This window comes from Nonomuraea pusilla, from assembly GCF_900109355.1.
GTDB lineage: Bacteria > Actinomycetota > Actinomycetes > Streptosporangiales > Streptosporangiaceae > Nonomuraea > Nonomuraea pusilla.
Genome location: NZ_FOBF01000002.1, coordinates 183,378 through 208,882, shown reverse-complemented (window position 1 = coordinate 208,882; position 25,505 = coordinate 183,378). Strand labels below are relative to the sequence as shown.

Sequence of the window (25,505 nt, the reverse complement as noted above, 5' to 3'; positions counted from 1 at the left end):
CGGCGCCGGTGTGGGGTCAGCATCGGGGGGTGGGTCCGGCCGACCAGAGTGGCGGCCGGGCTGGTCAGGCGGAGCCGAGGCCGGCGTTTCTCGCCCGGACGATCGCCGCGGCCCGGTCGGGGACCTGCAGCTTGGCGAAGATCGACCCGACGTGGTTGCGCACGGTCTTGTCGGCGACGACGAGCCGCTGCGCGATCTGCCGGTAGGTCAGCCCCTGCGCGAGCAGGTCGAGGATCTCGCGTTCCCTGCCTGTGAGGTTCGGGAACGCCTCCCTGGCGGGCCCCTCGGAGACGGCTGCGAACAGGCGGGCGAGGCGTTCGGCCATCGACGGGCTGAACACCGCGCCGCCCCGCCCGACTGTTCGCAGCGCGAGCAGGATCTCCTCCCGTACGGCGCCTTTCAGCAGGTAGCCGCGGGCACCGGCCCGGACGGCGGCCAGCAGGTTGTCGTCGTCCTCCGACATCGTCATGACGAGGACACGCGCGGCCGGCTGGGCCTGCAGGAGGAGCCGGGTCGTCTCCACACCGGACCGGCCCGGCAGCCCCAGGTCCATGACCACCAGGTCGGGTCGGGTACGGGCGGCCTCGGCGAGCGCCTCCTCGCCGGTGGCCGCCCTGCCCACGACCTCGAACTCGCCGTCGAGCCCCACCGCCGCGGCCAGCCCCTCCAGGAACAACGGGTGATCGTCGACCAGCAGCACCCGCCAGGGAGGCGCCGCACCGCCGTCATGCTCCTCCATCGCCGACCTCCTTGTCAGGGGATGCGAGGGCGCCCCCACCGTCGCGCGCTTCGTTCCTCATGCGAGGGGACGTCCCCTGGTCGGTGTCGGCATCCGCCGTAGAGGGGAGGGCGATCGCCGTAGAAGGGAAGGGGATCGCCGTTGCCGCGTCGGGGGCAAGATCGGCAGTCGAAAGGACAGCCCCGCCCGCGACCCCAGCGGAACCGGGGCCTGCACCAGGAAGGGCCATTCCGACGGCCGCTCCCACAGGGGCTGCCGGGAGGGCCACACCCCCGCCCGGAATCGTCCCCGCCGCCGGAAGGGGCCAGGAGGTCGCGCTCGTGCCCGGAGTCGTCCCCACCGCCCGAAAGAGCCAGGTAGTCGCGGCCATACTCGCAGTCGTCCCGGTCACCAGAAGTGGCCAGGAGGTCGCGCCCGTACCCAGAGGCGTGCCGGACGGCTGAGAGAGCCAGGAGGTCGCGGCCACGCCCGGGGGCGTCCCGGTCGCCTGCAAGCGCCAGGCGGTCGCAGCCGAATCCGGAATCGTCCCCGCCGCCAGAAAGGGCGAGCCGGTCGCGGCTGTGCCCGGAATCGCCCCCGCCGCCCGAAAGGGCCAGGGTGTTGCGGCCGTGCTCGGAGTCGTCACTCTCGGTTGAAGGGGCGTGGTGGGTGCGGGGCTGTCAGGGTTGGCGGCGGGTAAGGCCGTGGCGGGGGCGGCAGGGGGCGTTCTCATGGTGGGCAGGGTGGCGGTGATCGTGGTGCCGTCCGGGGTGGTGTCGATGGTGGCGCTGCCGCCGATCTCCTCGGCCCGCTCCACGAGCGAGGCCAGCCCGGTGCCCGGTACGACGCCGGCGGCGAACCCGGCGCCGTCGTCCGCGACGGTCACGGTGAGCTCGGCGGGCCCCGCCGTGAAGGCGACCCGGACGTGGCGGGCGCGCGCGTGCCGTACCGCGTTCGTGATCGCCTCGGCGGCGATGCGGTACGCGGCCGTCTCCACCGCGGGCGCCGGTGGCGGCAGCGGCGTGACCGGATCGTCCACGACGACCTCGACCGCTTCGGTGGTGAGCCGGCGCGCCAGCAGTCTGGTGGCGTCGAACAGGCCGCGCTCCACGAGGAGGGCGGGCGTGAGTCCGGCGGTGATGCGCCGGATCTCCGCCAGCGCCTCGCCCAGCACCTCCGCCGCCGCCCGCAGTTGCGCCCCGGCGGCACCCAGCGATCCGGCCGGACCCGCGGAGCTCCCGAACTCCCGGCCGCCACCCTCGACCGGCCCCGGCAAGCCCCCTGCATCAGCAGGACACGCGCATCCGGGACCGCCGGAGGCCGGCGAGGCACCATCGCGCGCCGCGCCTCCCGACGCCGCGACGTCGGCCATGCATGCCTGGGCTGTGCCGAGGCGGAGTTGCACGGCGGCCAGTTGCGGGCCGAGGCCGTCGTGGATCTCCCTGCGCAGCCGGCGGCGTTCCTCCTCGCGGGCGAGCACCAGGCGTTCGCGCGCCATCTGCGCCTCTTCCCCCAGGCGCAGGGCGGCCAGTGCCGGGCTGGCCTGGTCCGCCAGAAGCGACAGCAGCTCGCCGTCGCGCTCCTCCGGTGTGCTGGCGCCGTCCCTGGACGCCTCCAGACGGCCCACCACCTGCCCGTGGTGGCGCAGGAGGAAGACCTGAACGGGTTCGCCGACCGGGGCGCCGGCGGCGGCCAGCAGTCGCGGGCCCGACCGGGTCTCGACGGCGATGCGGGCCCCGGACAGCCCGAGGTCCTCCACCACGCTGCGGCAGATCTGCTCGGGCACGTCGCTCGGGTACGGCGCGTGCTGCAGCCGCGCGGCCAGCGCCCGCACCGCCTCGTGCGGGCGGGCGCGGGGACCGTAGAAGGCCCGCTCGACGGCCAGCGAGGCATGGCGCACGAGCGGCCTGGCCGCCCAGCCCGCCACCAGCGCGCATCCCACCGCGACGGCCGTCTCCGCGCTGCGCCCCGCCGGGTGGGCCGTCCAGGCCGCCGTTCCCGCGACGGCGGCGGCGACCGCGAGCACGGCCAGCACGAACGCGCGGGCCAGCCGGTGACTGGTGACCCGCTCCAACCGCCACAGCCCGCCGCGCGAGGCCGCGCCGCAGATCACCGCGAGCCACACCGCGACCCCGGCCGACCGCGCGACGACCGTGCCCCGCTCGCTCCACAGGTCGGACAGCAGCAGGCAGACGCACACCGGGTACGCCACCGCGATGAGCGCCCTGACACGGCGGCCGTCCCGCTCCGGCGCGCGGAGCGCGCCCCACGCCAGATCGGCCGTGACAGCGGTGGCCACCACGAGCGTCATGGCGTCGAGGGCGTCCTGGCTCTCGTGCAGCAGGTCGCCCGCCCACTCCCCCGGCCCCGTGCCCGACCACGGGCTCGGCACTCCGGCAAGTCCGGGCGTGCCAAGACCCCAGACCAGCGCGTACGCCATCGTCACCACGGCGCACCCGGCGACCACGCCACGCCGCCAGCCGGGCGGGAACGGGGACGGCAGCAGGCACAGGGGCAGCAGGAGGACGGTGAGCGGCTGGCAGGCGGTGGCCGACGCGGCCAGCAGCAGCGTCACCGCGGCGACCGGGACGGCCTGGCCCCACAGCCCGGCGAGCACCTCGAGCAACGCGGGAGGCCCGATCCAGACCGCGCCGGCGGCCAGCACCAGCGCGCCCCTGCGGCAGGCGTACCTGTCGGCGAGCAGCAGCACCGCGACCACGCAGACCGGCAGCCCGACCACGAGCCGGGTGGCCTCGGCGGCGGCGCGCACGCCGCCCGGCCCGCCGAACCCCTCCTCGCCCCACCCCGGGAGCAGCGCGGCGAGCCTCGCCACGAGGACGGCGAGCAGCAGCGCCCCCGCCATGCCGGCGGCGTACGCGCCGCGCCCGCGCAAAGCGCCGGACAGGCGGACAGAGGCAGGGACAGGGGCCGGACCAGGGGCCGGGGCGGAGGCTGCCGTTACTTCACCCACAGGTCCCACGTGCCGAGCCGGTCGAAGGGCGCCTTGACACAGATGTAGTGGCTCCACTTCCGCTGGCCCACGCCGTCGGCGCCCGCCTTCCTGCACCCTGCCTCGGTGAAGAAGGAGTCGATGTAGCGCTCACCGGCGTCGGTGTCGGCGCGTGCGCTGACGTGCGGCAGCGTCACCAGGGCGAGCGCGGCGCCGAGCACGGCCAGGGACGAGCCGAGGGGGTACAGGAGTGTGCGCATGAGGGGGCTCCCACCTGTTTACGAAGAGTTGCTTTTCGGTTGCTCATCGTAGCAATGCGGGATCGGCGCGGCGACTGGACTTCGGTCGGTGGTCGAGCTGTCGAGGATGCCGTCCTGCCCATGGAGACATGATCGGACCGAGCGCCTTTACATTGTAGATTCGTCGCGCCGCCCGCCGCCCGCCGCCCGCCGCCCGCCGCCCGCCGGCCGGCGGACCCGAAGACGCTCTCCCGAGTGCGAAGCGGCGCCTGGCCCAGGCCGAGGAGCCGGGCGGGCACGGCGTCGCGGGGTACGCAACGCGGCCCGACACCACGCCTCCTCGATTTCGCGCGGGCGGCCCGCTACCGGCGGCCCGTTCATCGAGGTCAAGGAGATGGTCGCCGGACTCTTCACCCTGGAGGCCCGACCTGGACGTCGCCTTGAAGATCGTCCAGCTCGACCCGGTCCACCTCGACGAGGCCGAGGGTCCGGCCGGCCGACTCGGGCTCGCCGTGTCCCTGCGCTCCCGCCGTGGCTTGGATTCGTACCCGATGACATGGCCTCCGCGCCGCGGACAGCGGCGGCTTTCCGCCTGGCCGAGCTTCCAGGGCCGTGGCGGCCGGAAACACGTCCCTGGAATTCAGTACGTTTCTGATGTCGAGAATGTGGCGGTGGCTCCGTCCCAGGTACATCAGCGGCCATGATGGGCCGCGCGACGAAGAAGGAGAACCACCATGACGATCAAGCGGATGGACAACGTCAGCATCATCGTCGACGACCTCGACGCGGTCATCGCGTTCTTCGTGGAACTCGGCATGGAGCTGGAGGGCAAGGCAGTGGTCGAAGGGCGTTGGGCGGCGAGTCTCGTCGGGCTCGACGACCAACGAGTGGACGTGGCGATGATGCGGACCCCGGACGGCCACGGGCGGATCGAGCTGGCGAAGTACCAGACGCCGGAGGCGATCCCCGGCGTGCCGGAGGACGCCCCGGTGAACACTCTGGGCATTCGCCGCATCATGTTCGCGGTCGAGGACATCGACGACGTCATCGCCCGCCTGCGTACCCACGGCGCCGAACTCATGGGCGACGTGGTCCGGTATCAGGACGTCTACCGGCTCTGCTACATCCGCGGCCCCGAGGGCATCGTCGTCGCCCTGGCCGAGGAACTCGGCTGACGGCCCGTCGCGGCCGACCCGCGACCGGCCAGAACGCGCCACCGGCCGGGCCGGGGAACGACGACGGCAAGAGCGACCTCGCCACCGAACGAGATCACCGAGGTGCCGAACCCAGGCGCCGCCGGCTCGCGACGTGACGCGCCTCGCGTGCGTCGCCGAGTACGGCACACCGCGCATGTCCCGTTCGCGTTCGCCTGGAACGGCTCGGAGACCGTGCGGAAGCTCCGGGCCCTGAGGGAGAACCGGATGGTAGCCCTGACGATCGGCGCCGAGCCGCGCCGCCCTGGATCCTGCTCGTCCGGGGCCGGGCCGGGCTGGACGTCGTCGGCGGCGTCCCGGACGAGCACCTCCAGGCGACCGGCGCCTACGGATGACGCCCCGGCGACCGGCGCCTACCGGAGGACGCCCCGGCGACGGGTCGAGTGTGATCGGCGTGCTCGTCCGTCGCATGGCGCGGCCGGTCGGCAGGGCCATGCGGACCGTCCCACACGTAGGGTCAAACCAGCCGCCGAGGCGATCCGGCTCAGCCGCCGGCCCGCGGCCGGGACCAGGCAGGAGGAGGAGGAGGCGGCGGGCCCGCTCCCGCTCATGCCGCTCCCCCACGCGCGGCGCCCGGCACGGACGGCCCCTCGGACGGCACGCTCGCGCCTCCGGTCGAGCGCAACGACCTCGGTGCGGTGAGCCGCGGCGGGGTGAGCCGCGGCGGGGTGAGCCGCGGCGGGGTGAGCCGCGGCGGGGTGAGCCGCGGCGGGGTGAGAACCCCTCAGACGAGGTGGGCCTCATAGGCGGCGATGACCAGGTGGACCCGGGTGCGGGCGCCGAGCTTGGTCAACAGGCTGCTGACGTGCGTTTTCACCGTACTGAGACTGACGTACAAGCTCTGGGCGATCTCCGCGTTGGACATGCCCCGCGCCACCAGGACGAGGACCTCGCGCTCGCGTTCGGTGATGTCGAGGCCGCCCGCCCGCGACGGCGGGTGCACGAACCGCTGGATCAGCCGCCGCGTGGCGGTCGGCGCCAGCAGCGACTCGCCCGACGCGATGACGTTCATGCTCCTGATCAGTTCGGCGGGCGGAGTGTCCTTGAGCAGGAAGCCCGCAGCGCCCGCCCGGAGTGCTCCGTAGACGTACTCGTCCAGGTCGAACGTGGTCACCATGAGCACGCGCGTGCCCGGATGGTCGGCGCAGATGCGACGTGTGGCCTCGATGCCGTCCATCTCCGGCATGCGCACGTCCATGAGCACCAGGTCGGGGTGGTCGCGAGCGCTCGCTGTCACCGCCTGCGCGCCCGTCGCCGCCTCGCCGACCGTCTGGAACCCCGGCGCGGAGTCGATCAACCTTCGGAAGCTCGCCCTGATGAGCGCCTGATCGTCGGCCACCAGCACCCTGATCACAGCGGCAGCCTCGCCATCACGCGGAAGCCGCGTACGGGGCGAGCGCCTGCCTCGAACTCGCCGCCGAAGAGGTGCACGCGCTCGCGCAGCCCTGTCAGGCCGTGTCCGTACGGCTGTGCCTGGCCTCGCGTGCCGTCGTCGGTGACCTCCACCCTCAACTCGTCCTCCTGCCGTTCGATCCGCACCAGGACGTGGCGGGCGCCGGCGTGTTTGAGCACGTTGGTCAGCGCCTCCTGGACGATCCGGTAGACCGTCGACTCCATCTCCCCGCCCACGTCGCCGTCGCTGTGCAGCTCCACCTCCAGGCCCGCCGCCCTGGTCCTCGCGACGAGCGCGTCGAGATCGGCGAGCCCGGGGGCCGGGGCGAGGTCGGCCTCGCCGTCCTCGCGCAGCACGCCGAGCAGCTGCCTGGTTTCGCGCAGGGCCGACCTGCTGGTCTCCTCGATCGAGGCCAGCGCGCGGCTCATCTCCTCCGCCCCGCCCACGTGGCCTGCCACGCCCGCCTGCACGGCGATCGTGCTGAGACTGTGGCCGATGACGTCGTGCAGTTCCCTGGCGATCCGCAGCCGCTCCGCCATCGCCTCCCCCCGTGCCCGTTCCCGCGCCTGCGCGGCGAGTTGCTCGGTGTAGAGCCTGCGCTGGCGCACGGCCGTGCCTGCGGCCCAGGAGGCTGTCAGGATCGCCAGCACCAGCCCGAGCTGGTCGCGCGTCACCGCCGAGAACGGGGGTTCCGCCACACCCTGCGCGGTGGCCACGGCCGCCACGAGCAGCGGGAGCACGGCCTTGCTCCGGGTGGCCAGGGTGTACAGCGCAAGAGGCAGGCAGAGCAGATCGGCGTGCGGGATGAAGAACTGGCGCATGCCCAGGCCCCCCAGCAGGACGATCAAGAACACCGGACGCGGCCACAACCGCCTGACCGCAACGGGCAGGCTGGTCGCGAGGGCTGCCGCGTAGTCGAGCACGTCGGGCTGCGACAGGTTCCTCGACGAGGCGAGCCCGATGAAGGAGGCCGCGAAGACCAGGGCGACGCCGGCGTCGATCGTCACCCAGGCCCAGGCCGGCACCCGGCTCAGCAGGGGAAGTCGGATCGGTTCGCGCACGGTATGAACCTAGCCCGGTCGCCGCGCTCGCCGTATCGGTCCCAAGACCGATGCGCGACGGGCCGGTTACGGCCGATCGTGAAAGACATGATCGAAGTCAACGGACTGACCAGACGCTTCGGGCGGACCCTGGCCGTGGACGACCTCTCCTTCACGGTCTCCCCCGGCAGGATCACCGGCTTCCTCGGCCCGAACGGCGCCGGCAAGACCACCACCATGCGGCTGCTCCTCGGCCTCGACCGGCCCACGGCCGGACGGGCCACGGTGAACGGCGTGCCCTACCGGGAGCTGAGAAGGCCGCTCACGCAGGTCGGCGCGCTGCTGGATGCGACCGCCGTGCAGGGCGGGCGGCGCGCGGACCGGCACCTGTGGTGGCTGGCCCGCTCCAACGGCATCTCCCGCACGCGCATCGGCGGGCTGCTGGAGCTGGTGGGGCTCGGGCACGTGGGAGGCGGGCGCGTCGGCGGGTTCTCCCTGGGCATGAAGCAGCGGCTGGGGCTCGCCGCGGCGCTGCTGGGCGACCCGGAGGTGCTCGTGCTCGACGAGCCGACCAACGGGCTCGACCCCGAAGGCATCCGCTGGATGCGCGGCCTGCTCAAGTCCCTAGCCGCGGAGGGCCGCGCCGTGCTCGTGTCGAGCCACCTGATGAGCGAGATGGCGGTCACGGCCGATCATCTGATCGTCGTCGCCCAGGGCCGGTTGCGCGCCGACGCCCCGATCAGCGAGCTGGTACGCCCCGGCATGTCACTGGAGGACGCGTTCATGGACGTCATCTCGAGGAGCGCCCGGTGAGCGCGGTCGCCGCCGAGTGGATCAAGCTCCGGACGCTGCGTTCCACCTGGTGGGCGCTGGGCGTCGGGGTGCTGATGTCGCTCGTGCTCACCGTGCTGGGCGCCTCCACCGTCATCGCGCGCTGGGATCCGGGCCGGACGAGCGATCAGGCCGCCATGGGGATCGTCGTGGCCGTGTACGTGGGAGTGGTCCTGGCCCAGCTGCCGTTCGGCATGCTGGGCACGATGAGCGTCAGCGGCGAGCACGCGTCCGGGATGATCGACACGACGTTCGTCGCCACGCCGTCCCGGGTCCGGGTGCTGATGGCGAAGGCGGCGGTCCTGAGCGGGGCCGCGGTCGGCGGTTCGCTGCTCATCTCCGTGCCCGGCTATCTCTTCGGGCGGTTCTTCGCCGCGGAGTTCCGCCCCTCGCTGCTGCCCGCCGGAGCCTGGACGGTGATCGCCGGCGGCACGCTGATGATCGTGGTCACCACGCTGCTCGGGCTGGCGCTCGGCGCGATCCTGCGCAACGGCGCCGTGGCGGCCACGGCGCTGGTGGCGATCGTTCTCGTGCTGCCGTTCCTCGTCATCAACCTGCCTGGGGGCGAGCAGATCAGCCGGTTCCTGCCGGCGTACCCGGCGCTCCAGCTGATCGAGCAGCTCCCGGACATCATGCCGACCTGGGCGGCGTTCACGGTGCTCGCCGCATGGGGGGTGATCCCGCTGCTGATCGCGACGGTCGCCGGCGCGCGGTCCCACCACGGATCCTGACGCGCGGCTGCCGCGGTTCATCCATCGGCGGGAAGGCGGCGTCCCGCCGCCCGCACCGGGCTCGGACGGCAGGCGGCGGCATGCGCAACCGGCCCGCCGTGCCGGCCGCCCTCGCCGGGCTCGGGCGGCAGGTGGCGGCGTGCGGACCCGGCGCGGCCCGGGCTCACAGCAGGCTGACTCTGGGCGACGAGGCGGTGGCGGGCGAGACAGCAGGGTGACGCTCCAGACAAGTAAGTCCGATTTCCGGTCAGCGGTCGTAGGCGATCAACGACCGGGTGATCGCTTCAGCCCCCAGTGGAACCGCGAGTGGCTGGCGCAGTAGCCGTAGCCCGCCCATCCGGCCAGGTCCGAGCGTTTCACAGTGGGGCCGGGACATTCCACAGGGTATCGGGGTGGAGTCCACGATCCAGCAGTCGTCGAGCCAGAAGTCGCTCGATTTCGCGAGCATCCGGATGACCCGTTTGATCAGCCCGAGCGCGGCGCGCAGCCGCTTGTTGTAGCCCGACTGTAGCGGCAAGTAGGGGAACAGGTCCCTGCGGTGCTTGCGGGCGTAGCGTAGCCAGTGGACCTCGGAAGTGAAGCCGGGCATCGGCTGGGCGACCGCGACACGGACCAGTTCGGAGTCGGTCAACACGGGAGGTCTGCCCATCCATCGCGGTCCGCCCAACTCGTCGTCGATCTTCACGTACAGTGCGGTCAAGAGGGTGTTCAGGTCTTGCGTCACAACATGGTCCTGAATGCCCTCCGCTCATTCCTGATCACCGGCCGCAGACCGGCTGGCGTTCCTGCCGCACACCCTGCCAACCATGCTGGTGGGCCTGAAGGTGACGCCGTGGCTGATGCGCCGCACCGACGATCGCGTGCTCATCGTCGCCGCGGCCGACGCGGGGGCAGCCTCCGGGCTGATGAGCACCGGCAAGCAGATCGGCGGCGCGCTCGGCCTGGCCGCCCTGGTGGCTGCAACGGCGGGGGAGGGTGGCGAATCCGGCGGTCCGGCCCCGCGCAGGAGTTGGCGGCCGGCTATGGGCAGGCCTTCGCCGCCATCGCCGTGGTGCCGGCCGCCGTCGCTCTCCTGGCGGCCGCACTGCCGCGACGGCGCGACACCGCCCCGGTGCACCCGGCGCTTCCGCGGTCGCCGGCCAGCACCGCGGACGAGCGCGGCCCCGCCCCTGGCCACGGCGGCGCCTGCTGTGCCGGCTTCTCCTACGTGTCGTCTCGATCGTGGCTTGCGAGCAGGGGCAGGGCGATCTGGTCGACGATCTCGGTGAGTGCGGTCTCAGGCAGCGGACGGCGATGGATGAGCGTCTCCACGGAGACGAGCGTGATGGGCGCGGCGGCGACCCGGGCCGGGGTGCGGGCGTGGTTGATCTCGCCGCGTAGCACAGCGCGTTGGAGCAGGGCGTCCATCTCGCGCGTACCGGCCTGGGTGACGCGCTCGCGCAGGTAGTCGGTGAGATCGCTGTCATCTGCCCGGCCGTCGCCGATGACTTGAAGGACGGGGGCGAGCTCGATCATGCGTGAGCTGACCAGGCGGAGCAGGGTCAGCAGGTCGGTGCGCAAAGAGCCGGTGTCAGGTATGGGCGGGGGTGCAGGCACCTGCTGACGCATGGCGGCCAGCACCAGGTCACGTCGATGCGGCCAGCGGCGATAGAGCACCGTCCGGCTCGTCCGGGCGCGGGCGGCCACGGCGTCGTAGGTGAGCTCGTGGTAGCCGACAGCGCGCAGTTCCTGCCAGGCCGCCTCCAAGAGGACCGTCTGCAGTTCCGCGCCCCGGCGGCGTCTGCGCCGGGTATCGTCCATCTCCGTTTTGGGCACATCGCGTATCTTATCTTCTACTTTAAGAAACTAAACGAACCTTAGGGGAGAGTCATGCGTGGCAAAGGCGTGCAGTACGACACCGGCACCTTTCCCAACGGCGACAGCAGCCGCAGCCTCTTCGACCCGGCGACCGTCGCACGCGAGATGCGCATCATCGCCGACGACCTGCACTGCAACGCCGTCCGGATCACCGGCGGCGACCTCGATCGGCTCACGACCGCCGCCCAGCACGCGGCCGAGGCCGGACTGCAGGTCTGGTTCTCGCCGTTTCCCTGTGAACTCACCGAGCAGCAGATGCTGCCCTACTTCGACGACTGCGCCGACCGGGCCGAAACGCTGCGCCGCCAGGGCGCCGACGTCGTGCTCGTCACCGGGTGCGAGCTGAGCCTGTTCGCCCGCGGTTACCTGCCTGGCGACACCTTCACCGAACGCATGCAGGCCCTGCGCGCCGCGCCCGAGGAGCGCGCCGCGGCACTGGCCGCGCTCCCCCGCCCCGTCAACGCCTTCCTCTCCCAGGTCGCCGCCTCCGTACGCCCCCGCTTCGGCGGCCCGCTCAGCTACGCCTCCATCCCCATCGAGCGCGTCGACTGGACGCCCTTCGACATCATCGGCGTGGACGCCTACCGCAACCGCCACAACGCCGCCACCTTCCGCCAGGACCTGCGCGAGCACTTCACCCACGGCAAGCCCGTCGCCGTCACCGAGGCCGGCTGCTGCACCTTCCGCGGCGCGGCCGACTGGGGCGCCGGCGGCTGGACCGTGGTTGAGAACGGCCGCGTCAAGCCCGGCACCGAACGCGACGAGGGCGAGCAGGTCCGCTACATGGACGACTTGCTGACCGTCTTCGACGAGGTCGGCATGGACACCGTCTTCTGGTTCAGCTTCGCCGGGTTCGAGCTCCCGCACCGCGCCAACCCCACAGACGACCTCGACATCGGCTCCTACGGCATCGTCAAGATGCTCGACGGCGCCCAAGCCACCACCTATCCCGGCATGCCGTGGGAGCCGAAGGAAGCCTTCCACGCCCTCGCTCGCCACTATGCGAGCCGGACCACGACTGCGACGACATCGCCCTGACCGTGCCATCACACAGGACTTACTCGTCTAGGCGACGAGGCGGTGGCGGGCGAGCGCGTCGTAGAACGGCTGGTGGTGCTCGGCGACGCGGCGCAGGTGCGCGTTCGTGTCCGGCGTGTCACGCCGCCTGGACTCCCTGGCCTCCAGCCCGCTGCTCTCCGCCACCTCCGCATGCCACCGGTCCGTACGCCGCCAGTGCGCCCGCCGCCCGGGATCCCAGCGCAGCGCCTCGGCCTTGAACGCGAGCCCGACCCGCTCGCAGTAGGCCCGGACCGTCGCCTCCGGATCGGACACGAGGTCGTCACCGTCGATCACCAGCGGGACCTCGCCGGCGGCCGACCGCACGGCCTCGAAGATGACGTGCAGGTACTCGAACCCGTACTCGTCCAGGGTGGCGCCGGGGTTCATGGCGTAGTGCGAGGAGATCGCCGCCCGCGGCTCACGGATCATGAAGGTGTTGACGACGTCGGTGTACAGGCGCCCGTCCTGGAGCAGCGGCGTGTACGTGTAGTCGGAGGTCTCCTTGACGAACACCCGGCGCCCGGTGGCGTTGATCTCGAGGATCACGTCGAGCAGCTCGGTCGCCGACGTGACCCGCCGGCCCGCCACCTCGAAGTGCCCGTCCACCTGCAGGTACGAGAACGGCTCGTGCAGCACCTCGAGGTCGCCGCGCTCGAGCATGACGCGCAGGAACGCCGTGGACCGCGACCGGGGCACCGCCCAGAGCACGATGGGCTTCCGCGCGGCGCTCATTGCGACCACGCGGTGGGCCGGCGGTCCCAGCGATGCTCGCGTAACCGCGCCATCAGGTCGTCGTTCAGTGGTTCGGCGTCGCTGGCGGCGATGTTGGCGTGCACGTGCGTGTGCTTGCGCATGCCGGGGATGACGGTGGCGACGTCGGGGTTGGCGAGGATGAAGCGGAGGGCGAGTTCGGGCATGGTCATGCCTTCGGGCACGATCCGCGCCAGCCGTTCCGCGCGCTCCACGCTCGGGACGAGGTTCTCGGGCACGAAGTACGTGTTGCGCCAGTCGCCTTCGGGCCAGCGGGTGTCCCGGGTGAGAGTGCCGGTGAGCGTGCCCTCGTCGAAGGGCACCCGGGCGATCACCGCGACGTCCAGTTCGCGGCAGGCCGGGAACAGCTCGTCCTCGGGGGCCTGGTCGAAGATGTTGTAGATGACCTGCACCGCGTCGATCAGCCCGGTGCTCAGCGTCCGCAGGACGTTCCAGGGTTCCCACCGGTTGACGCTGATCCCGACGCCTGCGATGAGCCCGCGTTCCTTCATCTCGATGACGGTGTCCTGCCAGGACGGGTCGTGTGCCCAGGAGTCCTCCCAGACGTGGAACTGGAACAGGTCGACGGACGGCGTGCCCAGCCCTTCGAGGCTGCGGTGCAGGTACTCCCAGAGGTGGTCCGGCGGGTACACGTCGGCCAGCCTGGAGTCGCGGGTGGACGGCCAGGTCCGGTCCTTCGGCGGGGGCTTGGTCGCGAGGTAGAGGCGGCGGCCGGGGTGCCGCCTGACCAGCTGCCCGAGCATCCTCTCGCTGTGTCCGCGCCCGTAGATCCAGGCGGTGTCGAAGAAGGTGCACCCGAGCCGCACGGCCTCGTCCAGGGCGGAGCCGCCGGTCTCGTCGTCGGCGCCGGTCCATCCGCCCTCGCCGCCGGCTATGCCCCACATCCCGTAGCCGACGTCGCCGACCTTCCAGCCCAGCCGGCCGAATCGACGCTCACGCATCGCGTTCTTCCTCTCATATCCGAAAGGCTCATGTCCGAACGGGCTCATGTCAGAAAAGCTCAGGCCCGAACGGGCTCATGTCCGAAAGGCCCAGGCCCGAACGGCTCAGGTTCGGACGGCGGCCACCTCGCTCCAGCGGTTGCCGCCCGAGCCGAACCGGGTCTGCTGCTCCACGCGGCCGGTCACCTCGGTCCGTTCGACCTGGACGACGCCCCGGCGCACGGACAGGGTCACGCTGCCGCCGACGTCGCCGACCAGCCGGTCGATCGCCGCCCGCGCCGCCTGCGCGGCCGGTTCGAGCCACCGCGCCTCGTACATCGCGGCGCCCAGCACGGCGGCCAGCCGGTCGTAGAGTTCGCGGCCGGGCGCGTCGAGGCTCGCCTGCAGGATCCGGGTCCACGCGGGGCCGAGGACCTCCAGGCCGGGCGCCTCGTAGACGCCGCGGCAGACCGTGCCGATGATGCGCCGCTCGACCACGTCGCGAAGCCAGACGCCGTGCCGGGCGCCGATCGCGTTGGCCCGCGTCATCCAGGCGACCGGGTCGGGCCCGCTGCCGTCGACGTCGGCGACCCGTCCGTCGCGGAAGCCGACCGTGACGGTCTCGGGCTCGGCCGGGCCCTGCCCGGGCCACGCGCTCCAACGCGGGTCGAGACGGCTGACCGGCGTTTCGAGGTCTTCCAGTTCCGCCGACTCGTGCGAGACGCCGGCGAGGTTGGCGTCGGTGGACCGTTCGGCGCCGCTGCCGGGGTCGAGCGGCAGCCCGCGCTCGACGACGGCGGCCAGCATCGCCTTGCGGTCGGGGAACCGCTCAAGCGCCCGCGGATCCGTCCACGGCTCGATGACGGCCAGTTCCGGTGCGGCCTGGGCGCCGTAGCGCGCGAAGCGGCGCTGGTCGTTGCCCCCGCCGACGCAGCCGTGCGCGAACATCCGGCATCCGTCCGCCCGCATGAGCGGTGCGAGCTCGCCGACGAGCACGAGGCGCGCCGCACCGGTCGTGTTCCAGTAGCCGCCGTCGTGGCGGGCGCCGTACCGGAGCAGATCCGACGCCGCGGCGGCCATCGGTGAGCGCAGGTCGACGACGACGGCTTCGTCCCCGAGTCTTCGCAGGCGGGCGGCGAGCGCGTCCATCCCGGTGCGGCCGGATTGCCCGATGTCGGCGATGTAGTGCCTCGTCGGGACGGACATTTCATGAAGCCAGACTCCGGCCGCCAAAGAGGAAAGCCCTCCTGATTGGAATAATCCGGCACGTGCGTTGTCATTGGCTGGCCGCACGACCTCCCCCTTACGTTGGTGATGGGCGCGACGCCGGCCCTGAATACGCCGACGGCCACCGACCCTACCCGCGGATGACGGATATTCACCCCCGGCGCGCGGCGATCTCGGACGTGCAGCGATGGCCGCCGGGGCGGGATTTTCTTCCGGCCCGAATTCATCGGGCCGGGCGTGCACCTATCCGAGGCCATTGACGGCCGATCGTCCGTGTTCTTCGGCAGGTCGCCACAAAAGCCCGCGACCCCGGATTAGCGGGCGGCGGCTCGGGTAACGCCGGGTATGCCTCTCGCGTCGCCCCGAGCCGCGCTCGTCCGGCTCCCCCGCACGGCACTCGGACGCCCGTCGCCACTCCACCCGAATTTCAGCGCGCGGCACATTCTCATTCCCGCAGGCCATACCGTCTCGCGCGGCGGCGTACGGGCGGATGGTGGCGACGGCCGGGGTTGCGCATCCCGGTTCCGTGTTCCAAGATGAGGATAACTCGTAATCATCCTGTTATCGGTTACTTCGATCGCACGTGCAGCGCTCAGCCGAGAGAAGAAGGGAGGAAACACATGGTCACTGCACGCACGAACCAGCACGTCATGAGCTACGACGTCGTCTCGGAGCCTTCACCGGCGGCATGTCGCCCAAGAGTGTGACAGCGCCGGCACGGGCCGCGGATCACCGCGCCCGCCCTCTCCTCTCACGCCGGGTGACCTAGCCGGTCGGCTGCGCGCATTCGACGGAGCCCGGCAATTCCTGTGATACGCGGCCATCTTTCCGTGCCGCGGACACGCCCATTCTTATTCGACTCTCGCCATGCTCGCCGAGGGCCGGTCCCGGCTACCTGAAACTCACCGACTTGAATAGCGGCCGATCCGCCGGAAACGAGGATCCGTCGCCGGTCGAGACCATGGGAGCACGATGCCACGCCATAAACAGAAGCACCTGAGCGAACACGTCCTGCCCTTATTCCTGGGACCGCAGCACGCGTTTCCCCGGCACCGCACCGTCCTTGACCTGTTCCACCGGCAGAAAGAGCGGGGACCGGACCGCCCCGCCATTCGCCATCGGGACACGACCATGAGCTATGCCGATCTCGACGCCGCGGCCGACATGACAGCCGTCCGGCTGATCGGCAACGGCGTGCTCCCCCGGCAATTGATACCCGTGCTGGTGGCGGACGGGCCGGAATTTCCGGCGGCGCTCTTCGGGGTGATGAAGACGGGATCGGCGTTCGTGCCGCTGGATCCGGCCTGGCCGATCGACCGGCTCAGCGCGATCGTGGCCGAATTGTCGCCGCCCGCCGTCGTGGCGTCGCCCGCGACCGTGGAGACCGCCGCCCAACTGGATCCGGCCCTCCCGGCGGTGATCGCCGACTGCGCGGAGGCGCCGTACGCTCCGGCCGGGCGGACCTCCCCGCCGGCCGACCGGAACCCGAAACCCGAGGACCTGATCTACGGGTTCTACACCTCCGGCTCGACGGGCACGCCCAAGTGCGCGCTCAACCGCCACCGCGGCCTGGTCAACAGACTGACCGCGATGTCACGCCGCTTCGGCGACGGCGCCGATCACATCACCTTGCAGAACAGCCGCTCCACGTTCGACTCCTCCATGTGGCAGGTGCTGTGGCCGCTGGTGTCGGGAGGGCAGGTCGTGCTGCCGCACCGCGACGGGATCCTCGACCTCGAACGGACCGCGACGACCATCGGCCGCTACGGCGTCACGATGACCGACTTCGTGCCGTCCGTGCTGGAGGCGTTCGTGTCGCTGCTGGAGGTGCGCGAGGATCTGCGCGAGGCGACGTCGGGCCTGCGGCGCATGCTGATCGGCGGGGAGGCGGCCGGCCCCGGCGTGGTGCACCGGCTGCGCGCGCTGCTGCCGGAGGTCGAGGTCACCAACACGTTCGGGCCGACGGAGTGCTCCATCGGGTCGGTGTTCCATGACGTCACGGACGCCGACGTCGACCGGATCCCCATCGGGCGTCCCATCGACAACACGGCCGCGCTCGTGCTCGGCGACGACCTCGAACCCCTCCCGGTGAACACGCCCGGCGAGCTGTACCTCGGCGGTGAGTGCGTCGGAGCGGGCTACCTCGGCGATCCCGGCCGCACCGCGCGGGTGCTCGTGGCCAACCCCTTCCCCCAGATCCCGGGCGAGAGACTCTACCGGACCGGCGACCTGGCGCGGTTCGGCGAGGACGGGCTGCTGTACTACCACGGCCGGCTCGACGAACAGGTCAAGGTCGGCGGGGTTCGGGTGGAGCTCGGCGACGTCGCATCGGCCCTGGCCGACCATCCGCTCGTGGGCAGCGCGGTGGCGCTCGTCCTCGGTGAGCCGCCCGCCTCCACGCTGGTCTGCTGCGTCACGCCGCGGTCGCCGGACGATCCGCCGTCCGCGGAGCGGCTTCGCGGGTACGCGGCGCAGAAGCTCCCGGCCGAGCAGGTCCCGCACCAGGTCGTGGTGCTCGACGCGCTCCCGCTCAACCACAACGGCAAGGCGGACCGCAAGGCCCTGGCCGCGCTCATCGCGGCCGGGACGGCGCGGCGGACGGGCCGGGAGGAGCGGGTCGAGCCGCCGGCCGGCCCCATGGAGGAGCTGGTCTGCTCGGCGTGGCGGGAGGTGCTCGGCCGGGACCGGGTTTCGGTGGTCGTGCCGTTCGCGGACTACGGGGGCACCTCGCTGCTCGCGTACCGCCTCACCGCCGCGATCGGTGAGCGGCTGGGCCGGCCGGTACGCCCCCGGGACCTGCTCGTCGCGCCGACGGTGCGCGAGCAGGCGGCGCGGCTGTCCGGGGGCGTCGGCGACGACAGCGCCGAGCTGGCCTGCATCAGGCGCGACCTGGCGTGGCGACCGCCGCGGAGCCTGCTGCTCACGGGCGCGACCGGCTTCGTCGGCGCGCACGTCTTCGCCGAGTTGCTGACGCGCTCCGACGCCGCGCTGATCTGCCTGGTGCGGTGCCGCGACCCTGAGGACGGCGCCCGGCGGCTGACCGAGGTCCTCGGCCGGTACGGTCTGACGTCCGCCCGGCAGGCGCTGCCCACGGCGCTCGGGACGGGGCGGGTGGAGGTGGTCCCCGGCGACCTGGGCAGCGAGCTGCTCGGCCTGCCGCAGTGGCGGTTCGACGCGATCGCGTCGGCCGTGTCCGGCGTCGTCAACGCGGCGGGCGCGGTGAACTTCCTGTCCGGCTACCTCGACCACCGGCCCGCCAACGTGCTCGGCGTGCAGGAGCTCATCAAACTGGCCTCGGGCGGCGGCGCCCGCCTGCACACCCTGTCCACGTTGAGCATCTTCCCGCCCACCGGGCCCGGCGCCCCGCGCATCACCGAGGACCGGATCCCGGAGATGGACCAGGTCGCCGCGGACGGCTACAACCGATCCAAGTACGTCGCGGAGAGCCTGCTCGCGGACGCGCACCGGCTGGGCGTCAGGTCCGTGGTGTACCGCCTGGGCGAGGTCTGGCCGCATCGGGCGATCGGCGTCGCCAATCCGGACTCGCCGGCGCACAACCTGCTGTACGCGTGCGCACGCACCGGCTGCGTGTTCCCCACCGAAGCCGAGACCGACGTGACGCCGGTGGACGTGGTCGGCGAGTTCGTGGCACGCGCCGCGACCGGCGACATCGAGGTGCCGGACGGCGCGATGCACGTCCTGTGGCCGGCCAGGCTGCGCTTCGCCGAGGCGTTCGCCGTGCTCGCCGGCCGGTGCGGGCTCGACCGGGTCGGCTACGCGCGGTTCCGCGAGCGCCTGGAGCTCGTCGCCGGGCCCGAGGAGCGGCTCGCCGGGCTGTCCCTGTTGCTGCCGCCTCCGGCCGCCGGCCGCGACGCGGCGCCGGCCGAGTTCGACCGGCTGTTCACCGACAGCACCCGGCACTTCGACACCCGGCGGTTCAGCCGGCACGCGGCCTCGGCGGCGCGGCCGGCGGCGGACGGGCTCAGGACGCTCGATCGCTATCTCGACGAGCTGACCGGCATTCCCGCCTTGGTACCCCAGGAGAGGTGAGCGCGATGGAGGAGAACGTCGTCGTGGTGATCAACCACGAGGAGCAGTACTCGATCTGGCCCGCGGGCCGGGAGATCCCGGCCGGCTGGCGCGAGGCCGGCGTCGAGGGCGGCAGGAGCGAATGCCTGGACCACATCGCGCGGGTGTGGACCGATCTGCGCCCGATCAGCGTGCGACGGTGAAGGAGGAAGCCGAGATCATGTCCGCACCCGAAGAACGCGACGTCGCCGGCATCAGGCGTGCCCTGCTGGAGCGGAAGGTCCGCCAGCGCGTGGCGGAGAAGGCCGAGCGGGAGAGGATCGTCCCCGTCCCGCGCACCGGCAAGATGGCCATCGCCGAACAGCAGCGGTACCTGTGGTTCCTGCACCAGATGGTGGCGGGCGCACCGGTCTACAACGTGCCGTTCGCGATGCGCCTGCGCGGGCCGCTCGACGTGGCCAGGTTGTCCGAGGCGCTGCGCGGGATCGTCGCGCGGCACGAGAGCCTGCGCACGCGGTTCGGCGACGAGCACGGCGTGCCCTTCCAGACGGTCGATCCGCCGCCCGAGACGTGGGACCTGCCGGTGACCGACGGCGGCGAGGAGTCCGTCCAGGACTGGATCGACGGGCAGGTGCGCGAGGAGTTCGACCTGCGCAACAGGCCGCCCTACCGGTTCGGCCTGATGCGGCTGGGCCCCGAGGACCACGTGCTGTCCGTCGTCTGGCATCACATCGTCATCGACGGATGGTCCTCGCGCCAGTTCGCCGACGAGCTGGCCGCCCGCTACGCCGATCCGGAGGGCGCGGAGTTCCCGGAGCTGACCCTTCAGCCCGCCGACTTCGCGGCGTGGCAGCGGCTCTGGCTGCTCAGCGAGGAACCCGGCAAGCAGATCGAGTACTGGCACTCCGCGGTGGACGGGATGGAACCTCTGGAGTGGCGCACCGACCGGCAGCGCCCGTCGGCGCCCACCGGGGCGGGCCGCATCCACGAGACCCGCCTGCCCGACGACCTCGCCCGCGGGATCCGCGACCTGGCCAAGGCCGAGGGTGTCTCCCTGCTCGCCCTGACGATGGCCGGGTACCAGGTCCTGCTGAACCGCTACACCGGCCAGCAGGACATCGCGCTCGGCTCGGTCCTCTCCGGGCGGACGCGCTCGGAGATCGAACCCATGATGGGGTTCTTCGCCAACACGGTGGTGGTCCGCGGCGATCTCCAGGGCAACCCCGTGTTCCGCGACCTGGCGCACGCCGCCAACGACAGGATCCTCGAGGCGATGGCCCACCAGGACGTGCCGTTCGGCCGCCTGGTGGAGGAGCTCGAACCGGAGCGGCTGCCGGGACGGAACCCGCTGGTCGCCCACCTGTTCACGCTGCTGCCCGAGCCGATGATCGCGCGCTGGCGCCTGCCCGGCGTGGACGTCGAGATGCTGACCCCGCAGCCGGGGACGACCCGGTTCGACATCACGTTCCAGATCAACGACCTGCCGGACGGCGGCCTGGGCGTGTGGATCGAGTACTCCTCCGAGCTGTTCGACCACGAGCGGATCGAGCGGCTGGTGGAGCACTTCACCACCGTCATGGCCGACGCACTGTCCAGGCCGGACGCCCGGGTGGACTCGCTGGAGATCATGTCCGACGACGAGTACCTGCGGGTGCTCACCGCGTGGAACCCCGAGCCGGGTGAGCGCGACGAGCGCCTGCTGCACGAGCTGGTCGCGGCGCGGGTGGCGGAGGCGCCCGACGCGGTCGCGATGCGGTTCGCGGGAGAGGACCTGACCTACGCGCAGCTGGACGAGCGGTCCAGCCGGCTGGCGCACGCGCTCGTCGAGGAGTTCAAGGTGGCGCCGGGGCGCGTGGTCGGGGTGCTGCTGGAGCGCGGCTTCGACCTGCCGGCCGCCGAACTCGGCGTGCTCAAGGCGGGCGGGGCGTGGCTGCCGCTCGACCCGCAGTACCCTCCGGAGCGGCTGGCGTACCAGCTGGGCGACGCCGACGTGGCGGCCGTGGTGACGACGTCGGATCTGGCCGGCCGCGTACCGGCGGAGGTGGGGCGGATCCTGCTGGACACGGACGTGCTCGACGGACGGCCCGCTTCGCCCCCGTCGGTGCGGGTGGCGCAGGAGGACACGGCGTACGTCATCTACACGTCGGGCTCGACCGGCACCCCGAAGGGGGTCATGGTCCCCCACCGGGCGGTGGTGAACTTCTGCACCACCTTCCGGCGGATGTTCTCGGTGACGCCGGACGACCGGATCCTGCAGTTCTCCAACCCCGCCTTCGACGTGAGCGTGTCGGACGTGTTCTCGACGCTCACCGCCGGCGGCACGATCGTGGGCGCGCCGCGCTCCGAACTGCTCGACCCGGAGCGGTTGCAGCGGTTGCTGGCCCGCGAGCGGGTGACGATGGTGGACATCCCGCCCGCCGTGCTGGGGTTGCTCGATCCGTCCGCCCTCGACGAGCTGCGGGTGTGCTTCATCGGCATGGAGCCGTTCGGCGCCGATCTGGTCAACCGGTGGAGCAGGCCGGGACGCGAGTTCCACAACGGGTACGGGCCGACGGAGGTCACGGTGACCTGCGTGGACTACCTGTGCCCGCCGGAGCCGTTGGACGGGCCGCCGCCGATCGGCCGGGCGATGGCCAACCAGCGGGCCTACGTCCTGGACCGGGCGCTGCGGCCGGTGCCGGTCGGCGTGCCGGGGGAGCTGTACATGGCGGGCGCGGGTCTGGCCATCGGCTACCTCGGCCGGCCCGACCAGACGGCCGAGAAGTTCCTGCCCGACCCGTTCGCCGCCGCGCCGGGCGAGCGCATGTACGCGACCGGCGACCTGGTGCGCTGGAACTCCGACGGCTACCTGGAGTTCCTGGGCCGGGCCGACCGTCAGGTGAAGCTGCGCGGGCTGCGCGTGGAGCTCGGCGAGATCGAGCACGCCGTCGAGACCTTCGACGGCGTGCGGCAGTGCGTCGTGACCGTGCGGGACCAGGGCACGTCCTCGGCCTGGCTGGCCGCGTACGTGGTCGGCGAGTTCGAGCAGGACGCGCTGCGCGAGCACCTGAGCGGGCTGCTGCCCCTGCACATGGTGCCCACCGACTACGTGCGGCTGGATCGGCTCCCGCTGACCTCGACCGGGAAGGTGGACCACGCGCGGCTGCCGGATCCGCGCCCCGGCGGCGGCGCGGGAAAGGTCGAGCCGGCCACCGAGACGCAGCGCCGGGTGGCCGAGATCTGGCAGAGCCTGCTGGGTCTCGATGCCGGCAGCGTCGGCGCGCAGGACAACTTCTTCGTCCTCGGCGGCAACTCCCTGCAGGTGACCCAGATGATCTCGCGGGTGCGCGACGCCTTCCAGGTGACGCTCGACCCGCGGCGGCTGTTCAGCTACCCGGTGCTCAGCCAGTTCGCCGCCCAGATCGACGAGGCGCAGCGCGCGCTGCTGGGCGAGGACGAGGTGGCGCGGCTGGAGGCCCAGGTCGCCGACCTGTCGGAGGAGGAACTCGACCGGCTGCTGAAGGAGTCGAGCTCATGACCGCCTCGCGTCCCTCCAGCGTGGCGGAGAAGCGGCGCGCGGTGCTGGACCTGCGGCTGCGGCGCGAGCGGGAGGAGGCTCTGGCCCGGCAGGGGGCCGCCTCCGGTCCGCAGGAGGGGCGGCCGGGCTCCCCGCTCGTGCCGCTCCGTCCGGCGGGGGCGAAGCCGCCGCTGTTCCTCGTGCACGCGGCGGGCGGATCGGTGGCGCCGTACGTCCCGCTGGCCCCGCTGCTGGGCGACGACCAGCCCGTCCACGCGCTGGAGGACCCGGGCCTGCGCGGCGCCCCGACCGAGGGCCGCGGGCTGACCGAGCTCGCGGCCGCCTACCTGGCCGCGGTCCGCGAGGTCCAGCCCGAGGGGCCGCTGCGGGTGGGCGGCTGGTCGGTGGGCGGCGCGGTGGCGCTGGAGATGGCGCGTCAGGACGGCGACGTCGCGCTGACGTTCGCGCTCGACACCGCCGTCCCGGACGAGCCCTCCCGTCCCGGCGACGACGAGCTGAGCGCGTGGTTCGCCGCCGACGCCGCGGCCATGGGCGCGGAACCGGGCGAGCCCGAGCTGGCCGAGCGGTTCCCGGTGTTCGCCGCGAACGTGCGCGCGCTCCTGGCGTTCCGCCCGTCGCGCGTGGACGGGCGGGTGGTGCTGCTGTGCGCCGAGGAGCCGGGGGCCGGGAGGATCGGCCGATGGCGCGCCTTCGCGGACGAGACCCGTGTGGTGCCGGGCGACCACTACACCATGCTCCGGCCCCCACACGTCGAGGCGCTGGCGGACGTCATGCGCGACGAACTGAGCGAGGTGAATGTCCGATGACGCCGGTCTTCACGCCGGAACAGGACGGCTTCCGGGAGGAGGTCTGCGAGCTGCTGTGCGAGGACGAGGTGCGCGCGGAGATCGCGCGGTGCCGGCGGATGCCGTACGGGGAGGAGAGCGGCCTGCTCGACGTGCACCGGCGGCTCGGCAAGCTCGGCTGGCTCGCGATCAACTGGCCCGAGCGGTACGGCGGAGCGGGCGCCACGATCGTGGAGAAGGCGATCCTCACCGAGGAGATGATCCGCCACGGGGTGCCCGACAACGTGCACTCGCTGGGCATCGACATCGTCGGGAACGCCATCCACCTGTTCGGCACGCAGGAGCAGAAGGAACGGTTCCTGCCGGGCCTGGCGCGCGGCGAGATCACCGCCAACGTGCTGTTCAGCGAGCCGGACGTCGGATCCGATCTGGCGTCGCTGAGCACGCGCGCCGAGCCGGACGGCGACCACTGGCGCCTGCGCGGCCGCAAGATCTACAACATGAAGGCGCAGCACAGCGAGTTCGCGCTGTGCGCGGCCCGCACGTCGCGCGGCCCGGTGAACTACGCCGGCATCACGCTGTTCCTGGTGCCGCTGCGGAGCATGGGCGTGGTCGTCGAGCCGGTGTGGAACCTGTCCGAGGAGCGGTTCGACCTGGTGACGCTCGACGGGATCCGGGTCGGGCGCGAGGACGTGCTCGGCGAGGTCGACGACGGGTGGCAGGTGCTGGGCAAGGTGCTGCCGCTGGAGCGCACCGGGCTGGACCACTCCGCCAAGGCGGAGCGCACGCTGGCCGCGCTGCGTGAGCACGCGCTGCCCGGGTGCGGGCAGCGGCTGGTGCAGCTCGAGACGCGGGTGCGCGCGGCGCGGCTGCTGGCCTGGCGGTGCGTGGCGAACCTGCGCGACGGGCGGCCCGACGAGGTGCACTCGGCGACCGCCAAGTGGTACGCGTCGGAGACGGCCAAGGAAGTGGCGGTGGCGGCGGTCGAACTGCTCGGGCCGCGGGCGCTGCTGGACGCGCGCGACCCGGCGGCGATCGCCGAAGGCGTCTTCGACGCCGGGTTCCGGGAGGCTCCGGGGCTCACGCTCGCCCAGGGTTCTTCGGAGATCATGCTGTTCTTCGTCGCCACATCGGCATTGGGGTTGCCGTCATGACCGCAGAGAAGACCACGGCGATCGCCCGCTTCTTCGACGGTGATCTGGCGCCGCTGGTGCGGCGGATGGCCGATCGGCCGCGCGCGGAGGGCGGCGACGACGGCGACGGCCGCGAGGTCCGCGCGATGGTGTGGGAGGGGCTGACCGGGCTCGACGCTCTCGGCTCCTCCGACACCGTGGGCCTGGCCGAGCTGCTCGGCTCGGTGCTGTACCAGGGGCCGCTGCTCGACACGCTCACGGCGCGGGAGCTGGTGCCCGGCGACGACCTCGGCCGGGCGCCGGTGGCGCTGGCGGTCGCGGAGGAGCCATGGACGGAACGCGACGGCGCGATCTCCGCGCGGCGGGCCTTCGTCGGGTTCGCGGCGGAGGTGGACCACTTCCTGGTGGGCGGCGTCGGCGACGCCGGGCTGCGCCTGGCGCTCGTCGGCGCCGGCCACCCGTCCATCACGATGCGGCGCTACGAGGAGACGAGCCGGGGCGAGGCGTACGAGGTCGAGTTCGCGGGCACGCCCGTGGCCGCGTGGGCCGGCTCCGCCGCCGAGTGGGCGGCGGCCTTGGCCGGCGCGCGGGTGCGCCAGGCGGCGTACCTGGTGGGTCTCGCCCAGGCCGCGCTCGACCACGCCGTCGAGCACGCCAGGACGCGCCGCCAGTTCGGCCGGCCCGTCGGCGGGTTCCAGGGACCGGCGTTCCGGCTCGCCGAGCTGTCGATGCACATCGACGCGACGCGCCTGCTGGTGCACGACCCGGGCGCGGCCGGGCACGCGGCGGCCTGCCTCGCGGCGGCGTCGGACCTGGCCCGCACCGTCACGACGCAGACCATGCAGGTCAACGGCGCCGCGGGCATGCGGTCCGACAACGACGCGCAGTTGTACTACAGGTGGGCGGCGTTCGAGTCGGTGCGGCTCGGCACGCCGGACCGGCTTCGCCGCGAGAGCTGGGAGGCGCGATGACGGAGACCGCGGCGGACGGCCGGCGAGCCGCCCGCGCCCGCGGCGCCGCGCGTGCGGCTCGCGCTGCCGAGCCGCACGCCGCGGCCCGACCTGGCCGGACGGTTCGCGACCGACGATGTG

20 protein-coding genes and 1 pseudogene are annotated in these 25,505 nt (G+C 72.6%); 11 read left to right on the top strand and 10 right to left on the bottom strand.

The genetic code is table 11. From position 1 onward, the window contains the following. Positions 1-64: 64 nt before the first annotated feature. The 3 genes from BMX74_RS03850 to BMX74_RS03835 all read right to left on the bottom strand — a co-directional run bounded on the left by BMX74_RS03850 (position 65) and on the right by BMX74_RS03835 (position 3,928). Positions 65-739, bottom strand: a complete 675-nt coding sequence (locus BMX74_RS03850) for a response regulator (protein WP_091098307.1) — start codon at positions 737-739, stop codon at positions 65-67. Continuing rightward, positions 726-3,581 (bottom strand): ATP-binding protein, encoded by a 2,856-nt coding sequence (locus tag BMX74_RS45355; RefSeq protein ID WP_256256759.1) that lies wholly within the window; start codon positions 3,579-3,581, stop codon positions 726-728. The genes BMX74_RS03850 and BMX74_RS45355 overlap by 14 nt, the downstream gene beginning before the upstream one ends. 95 nt (positions 3,582-3,676) lie before the next feature. Beyond that, the gene (locus BMX74_RS03835) at positions 3,677-3,928 is read right to left on the bottom strand and encodes a hypothetical protein (protein ID WP_082534648.1); all 252 of its coding nucleotides are present in this window, start codon (positions 3,926-3,928) and stop codon (positions 3,677-3,679) included. Between the two features lie 728 nt (positions 3,929-4,656). Here BMX74_RS03835 and BMX74_RS03830 point away from each other — a divergent pair. Continuing rightward, a complete protein-coding gene (locus BMX74_RS03830; RefSeq protein WP_201784551.1) occupies positions 4,657-5,082 on the top strand; it encodes a VOC family protein in 426 nt (141 codons plus the stop codon). Positions 5,083-5,845: 763 nt separating this feature from the next. Here BMX74_RS03830 and BMX74_RS03825 read toward each other — a convergent pair. Together BMX74_RS03825 and BMX74_RS03820 are read right to left on the bottom strand one after the other, a co-directional pair. Further along, positions 5,846-6,475, bottom strand: a complete 630-nt coding sequence (locus tag BMX74_RS03825) for a response regulator (RefSeq protein ID WP_091098305.1) — start codon at positions 6,473-6,475, stop codon at positions 5,846-5,848. Further along, on the bottom strand, positions 6,472-7,575 hold the full coding sequence (locus BMX74_RS03820) for a sensor histidine kinase (protein WP_063791948.1): 1,104 nt from the start codon (positions 7,573-7,575) through the stop codon (positions 6,472-6,474). The genes BMX74_RS03825 and BMX74_RS03820 overlap by 4 nt, the downstream gene beginning before the upstream one ends. A gap of 87 nt (positions 7,576-7,662) precedes the next feature. On the opposite strand from BMX74_RS03820, the gene BMX74_RS03815 reads away from it, so the two are divergent. The 3 genes from BMX74_RS03815 (at position 7,663) to BMX74_RS43775 (ending at position 9,334) form a co-directional block, all read left to right on the top strand. Then, the gene (locus tag BMX74_RS03815) at positions 7,663-8,367 is read left to right on the top strand and encodes an ABC transporter ATP-binding protein (protein WP_091098303.1); all 705 of its coding nucleotides are present in this window, start codon (positions 7,663-7,665) and stop codon (positions 8,365-8,367) included. Then, the gene (locus tag BMX74_RS03810; RefSeq protein ID WP_055501645.1) at positions 8,364-9,116 is read left to right on the top strand and encodes an ABC transporter permease; all 753 of its coding nucleotides are present in this window, start codon (positions 8,364-8,366) and stop codon (positions 9,114-9,116) included. The genes BMX74_RS03815 and BMX74_RS03810 overlap by 4 nt, the downstream gene beginning before the upstream one ends. An 80-nt stretch (positions 9,117-9,196) precedes the next feature. Further along, entirely contained in the window at positions 9,197-9,334 is a 138-nt protein-coding gene (locus BMX74_RS43775) for a hypothetical protein (RefSeq protein WP_177227209.1), read from the top strand. Positions 9,335-9,398: 64 nt separating this feature from the next. Here BMX74_RS43775 and BMX74_RS03805 read toward each other — a convergent pair. Together BMX74_RS03805 and BMX74_RS03795 are read right to left on the bottom strand one after the other, a co-directional pair. Next, positions 9,399-9,840, bottom strand: a pseudogene (locus BMX74_RS03805) (transposase family protein); the annotation flags it as partial. 479 nt (positions 9,841-10,319) lie between these two features. Beyond that, on the bottom strand, positions 10,320-10,931 hold the full coding sequence (locus tag BMX74_RS03795) for a TetR/AcrR family transcriptional regulator (RefSeq protein WP_143078542.1): 612 nt from the start codon (positions 10,929-10,931) through the stop codon (positions 10,320-10,322). A 54-nt stretch (positions 10,932-10,985) separates the two neighbouring features. Here BMX74_RS03795 and BMX74_RS03790 point away from each other — a divergent pair, with 54 nt between their 5' ends. Continuing rightward, entirely contained in the window at positions 10,986-12,011 is a 1,026-nt protein-coding gene (locus BMX74_RS03790) for a hypothetical protein (protein WP_055501643.1), read from the top strand. 27 nt (positions 12,012-12,038) lie between these two features. Here the strand turns inward: BMX74_RS03790 and BMX74_RS03785 are convergent, their stop codons facing one another. The 3 genes from BMX74_RS03785 to BMX74_RS03775 form a co-directional block, all read right to left on the bottom strand. After that, positions 12,039-12,764: a sulfotransferase-like domain-containing protein gene (locus BMX74_RS03785; RefSeq protein WP_055501642.1), complete on the bottom strand. Its 726-nt coding sequence runs from the start codon at positions 12,762-12,764 to the stop codon at positions 12,039-12,041. Then, positions 12,761-13,744 carry an aldo/keto reductase gene (locus BMX74_RS03780; protein ID WP_091098300.1) on the bottom strand — a complete coding sequence of 328 codons (984 nt, stop codon included), beginning with the start codon at positions 13,742-13,744 and terminating at the stop codon, positions 12,761-12,763. The genes BMX74_RS03785 and BMX74_RS03780 overlap by 4 nt, the downstream gene beginning before the upstream one ends. A 105-nt stretch (positions 13,745-13,849) precedes the next feature. Beyond that, positions 13,850-15,016 carry an argininosuccinate synthase domain-containing protein gene (locus BMX74_RS03775; RefSeq protein ID WP_256256758.1) on the bottom strand — a complete coding sequence of 389 codons (1,167 nt, stop codon included), beginning with the start codon at positions 15,014-15,016 and terminating at the stop codon, positions 13,850-13,852. A gap of 906 nt (positions 15,017-15,922) precedes the next feature. Here BMX74_RS03775 and BMX74_RS03770 point away from each other — a divergent pair. Genes BMX74_RS03770 through BMX74_RS03745 form a run of 6 tightly spaced genes read left to right on the top strand, consistent with a single transcriptional unit; the run spans position 15,923 to position 25,385 of the window. Beyond that, positions 15,923-19,000 carry a non-ribosomal peptide synthetase gene (locus BMX74_RS03770; protein ID WP_091098296.1) on the top strand — a complete coding sequence of 1,026 codons (3,078 nt, stop codon included), beginning with the start codon at positions 15,923-15,925 and terminating at the stop codon, positions 18,998-19,000. Between the two features lie 5 nt (positions 19,001-19,005). Further along, the gene (locus BMX74_RS03765) at positions 19,006-19,182 is read left to right on the top strand and encodes an MbtH family protein (RefSeq protein ID WP_055501638.1); all 177 of its coding nucleotides are present in this window, start codon (positions 19,006-19,008) and stop codon (positions 19,180-19,182) included. A 17-nt stretch (positions 19,183-19,199) separates the two neighbouring features. After that, a complete protein-coding gene (locus tag BMX74_RS03760; protein WP_177227206.1) occupies positions 19,200-22,496 on the top strand; it encodes a non-ribosomal peptide synthetase in 3,297 nt (1,098 codons plus the stop codon). Next, positions 22,493-23,302, top strand: a complete 810-nt coding sequence (locus tag BMX74_RS03755) for a thioesterase domain-containing protein (RefSeq protein WP_091098290.1) — start codon at positions 22,493-22,495, stop codon at positions 23,300-23,302. Before BMX74_RS03760 ends, BMX74_RS03755 begins: the two co-directional genes overlap by 4 nt. Beyond that, entirely contained in the window at positions 23,299-24,435 is a 1,137-nt protein-coding gene (locus BMX74_RS03750) for an acyl-CoA dehydrogenase family protein (protein WP_177227204.1), read from the top strand. The genes BMX74_RS03755 and BMX74_RS03750 overlap by 4 nt, the downstream gene beginning before the upstream one ends. Then, positions 24,432-25,385, top strand: a complete 954-nt coding sequence (locus BMX74_RS03745) for an acyl-CoA dehydrogenase family protein (protein WP_055501634.1) — start codon at positions 24,432-24,434, stop codon at positions 25,383-25,385. Before BMX74_RS03750 ends, BMX74_RS03745 begins: the two co-directional genes overlap by 4 nt. Positions 25,386-25,505 lie beyond the last annotated feature (120 nt).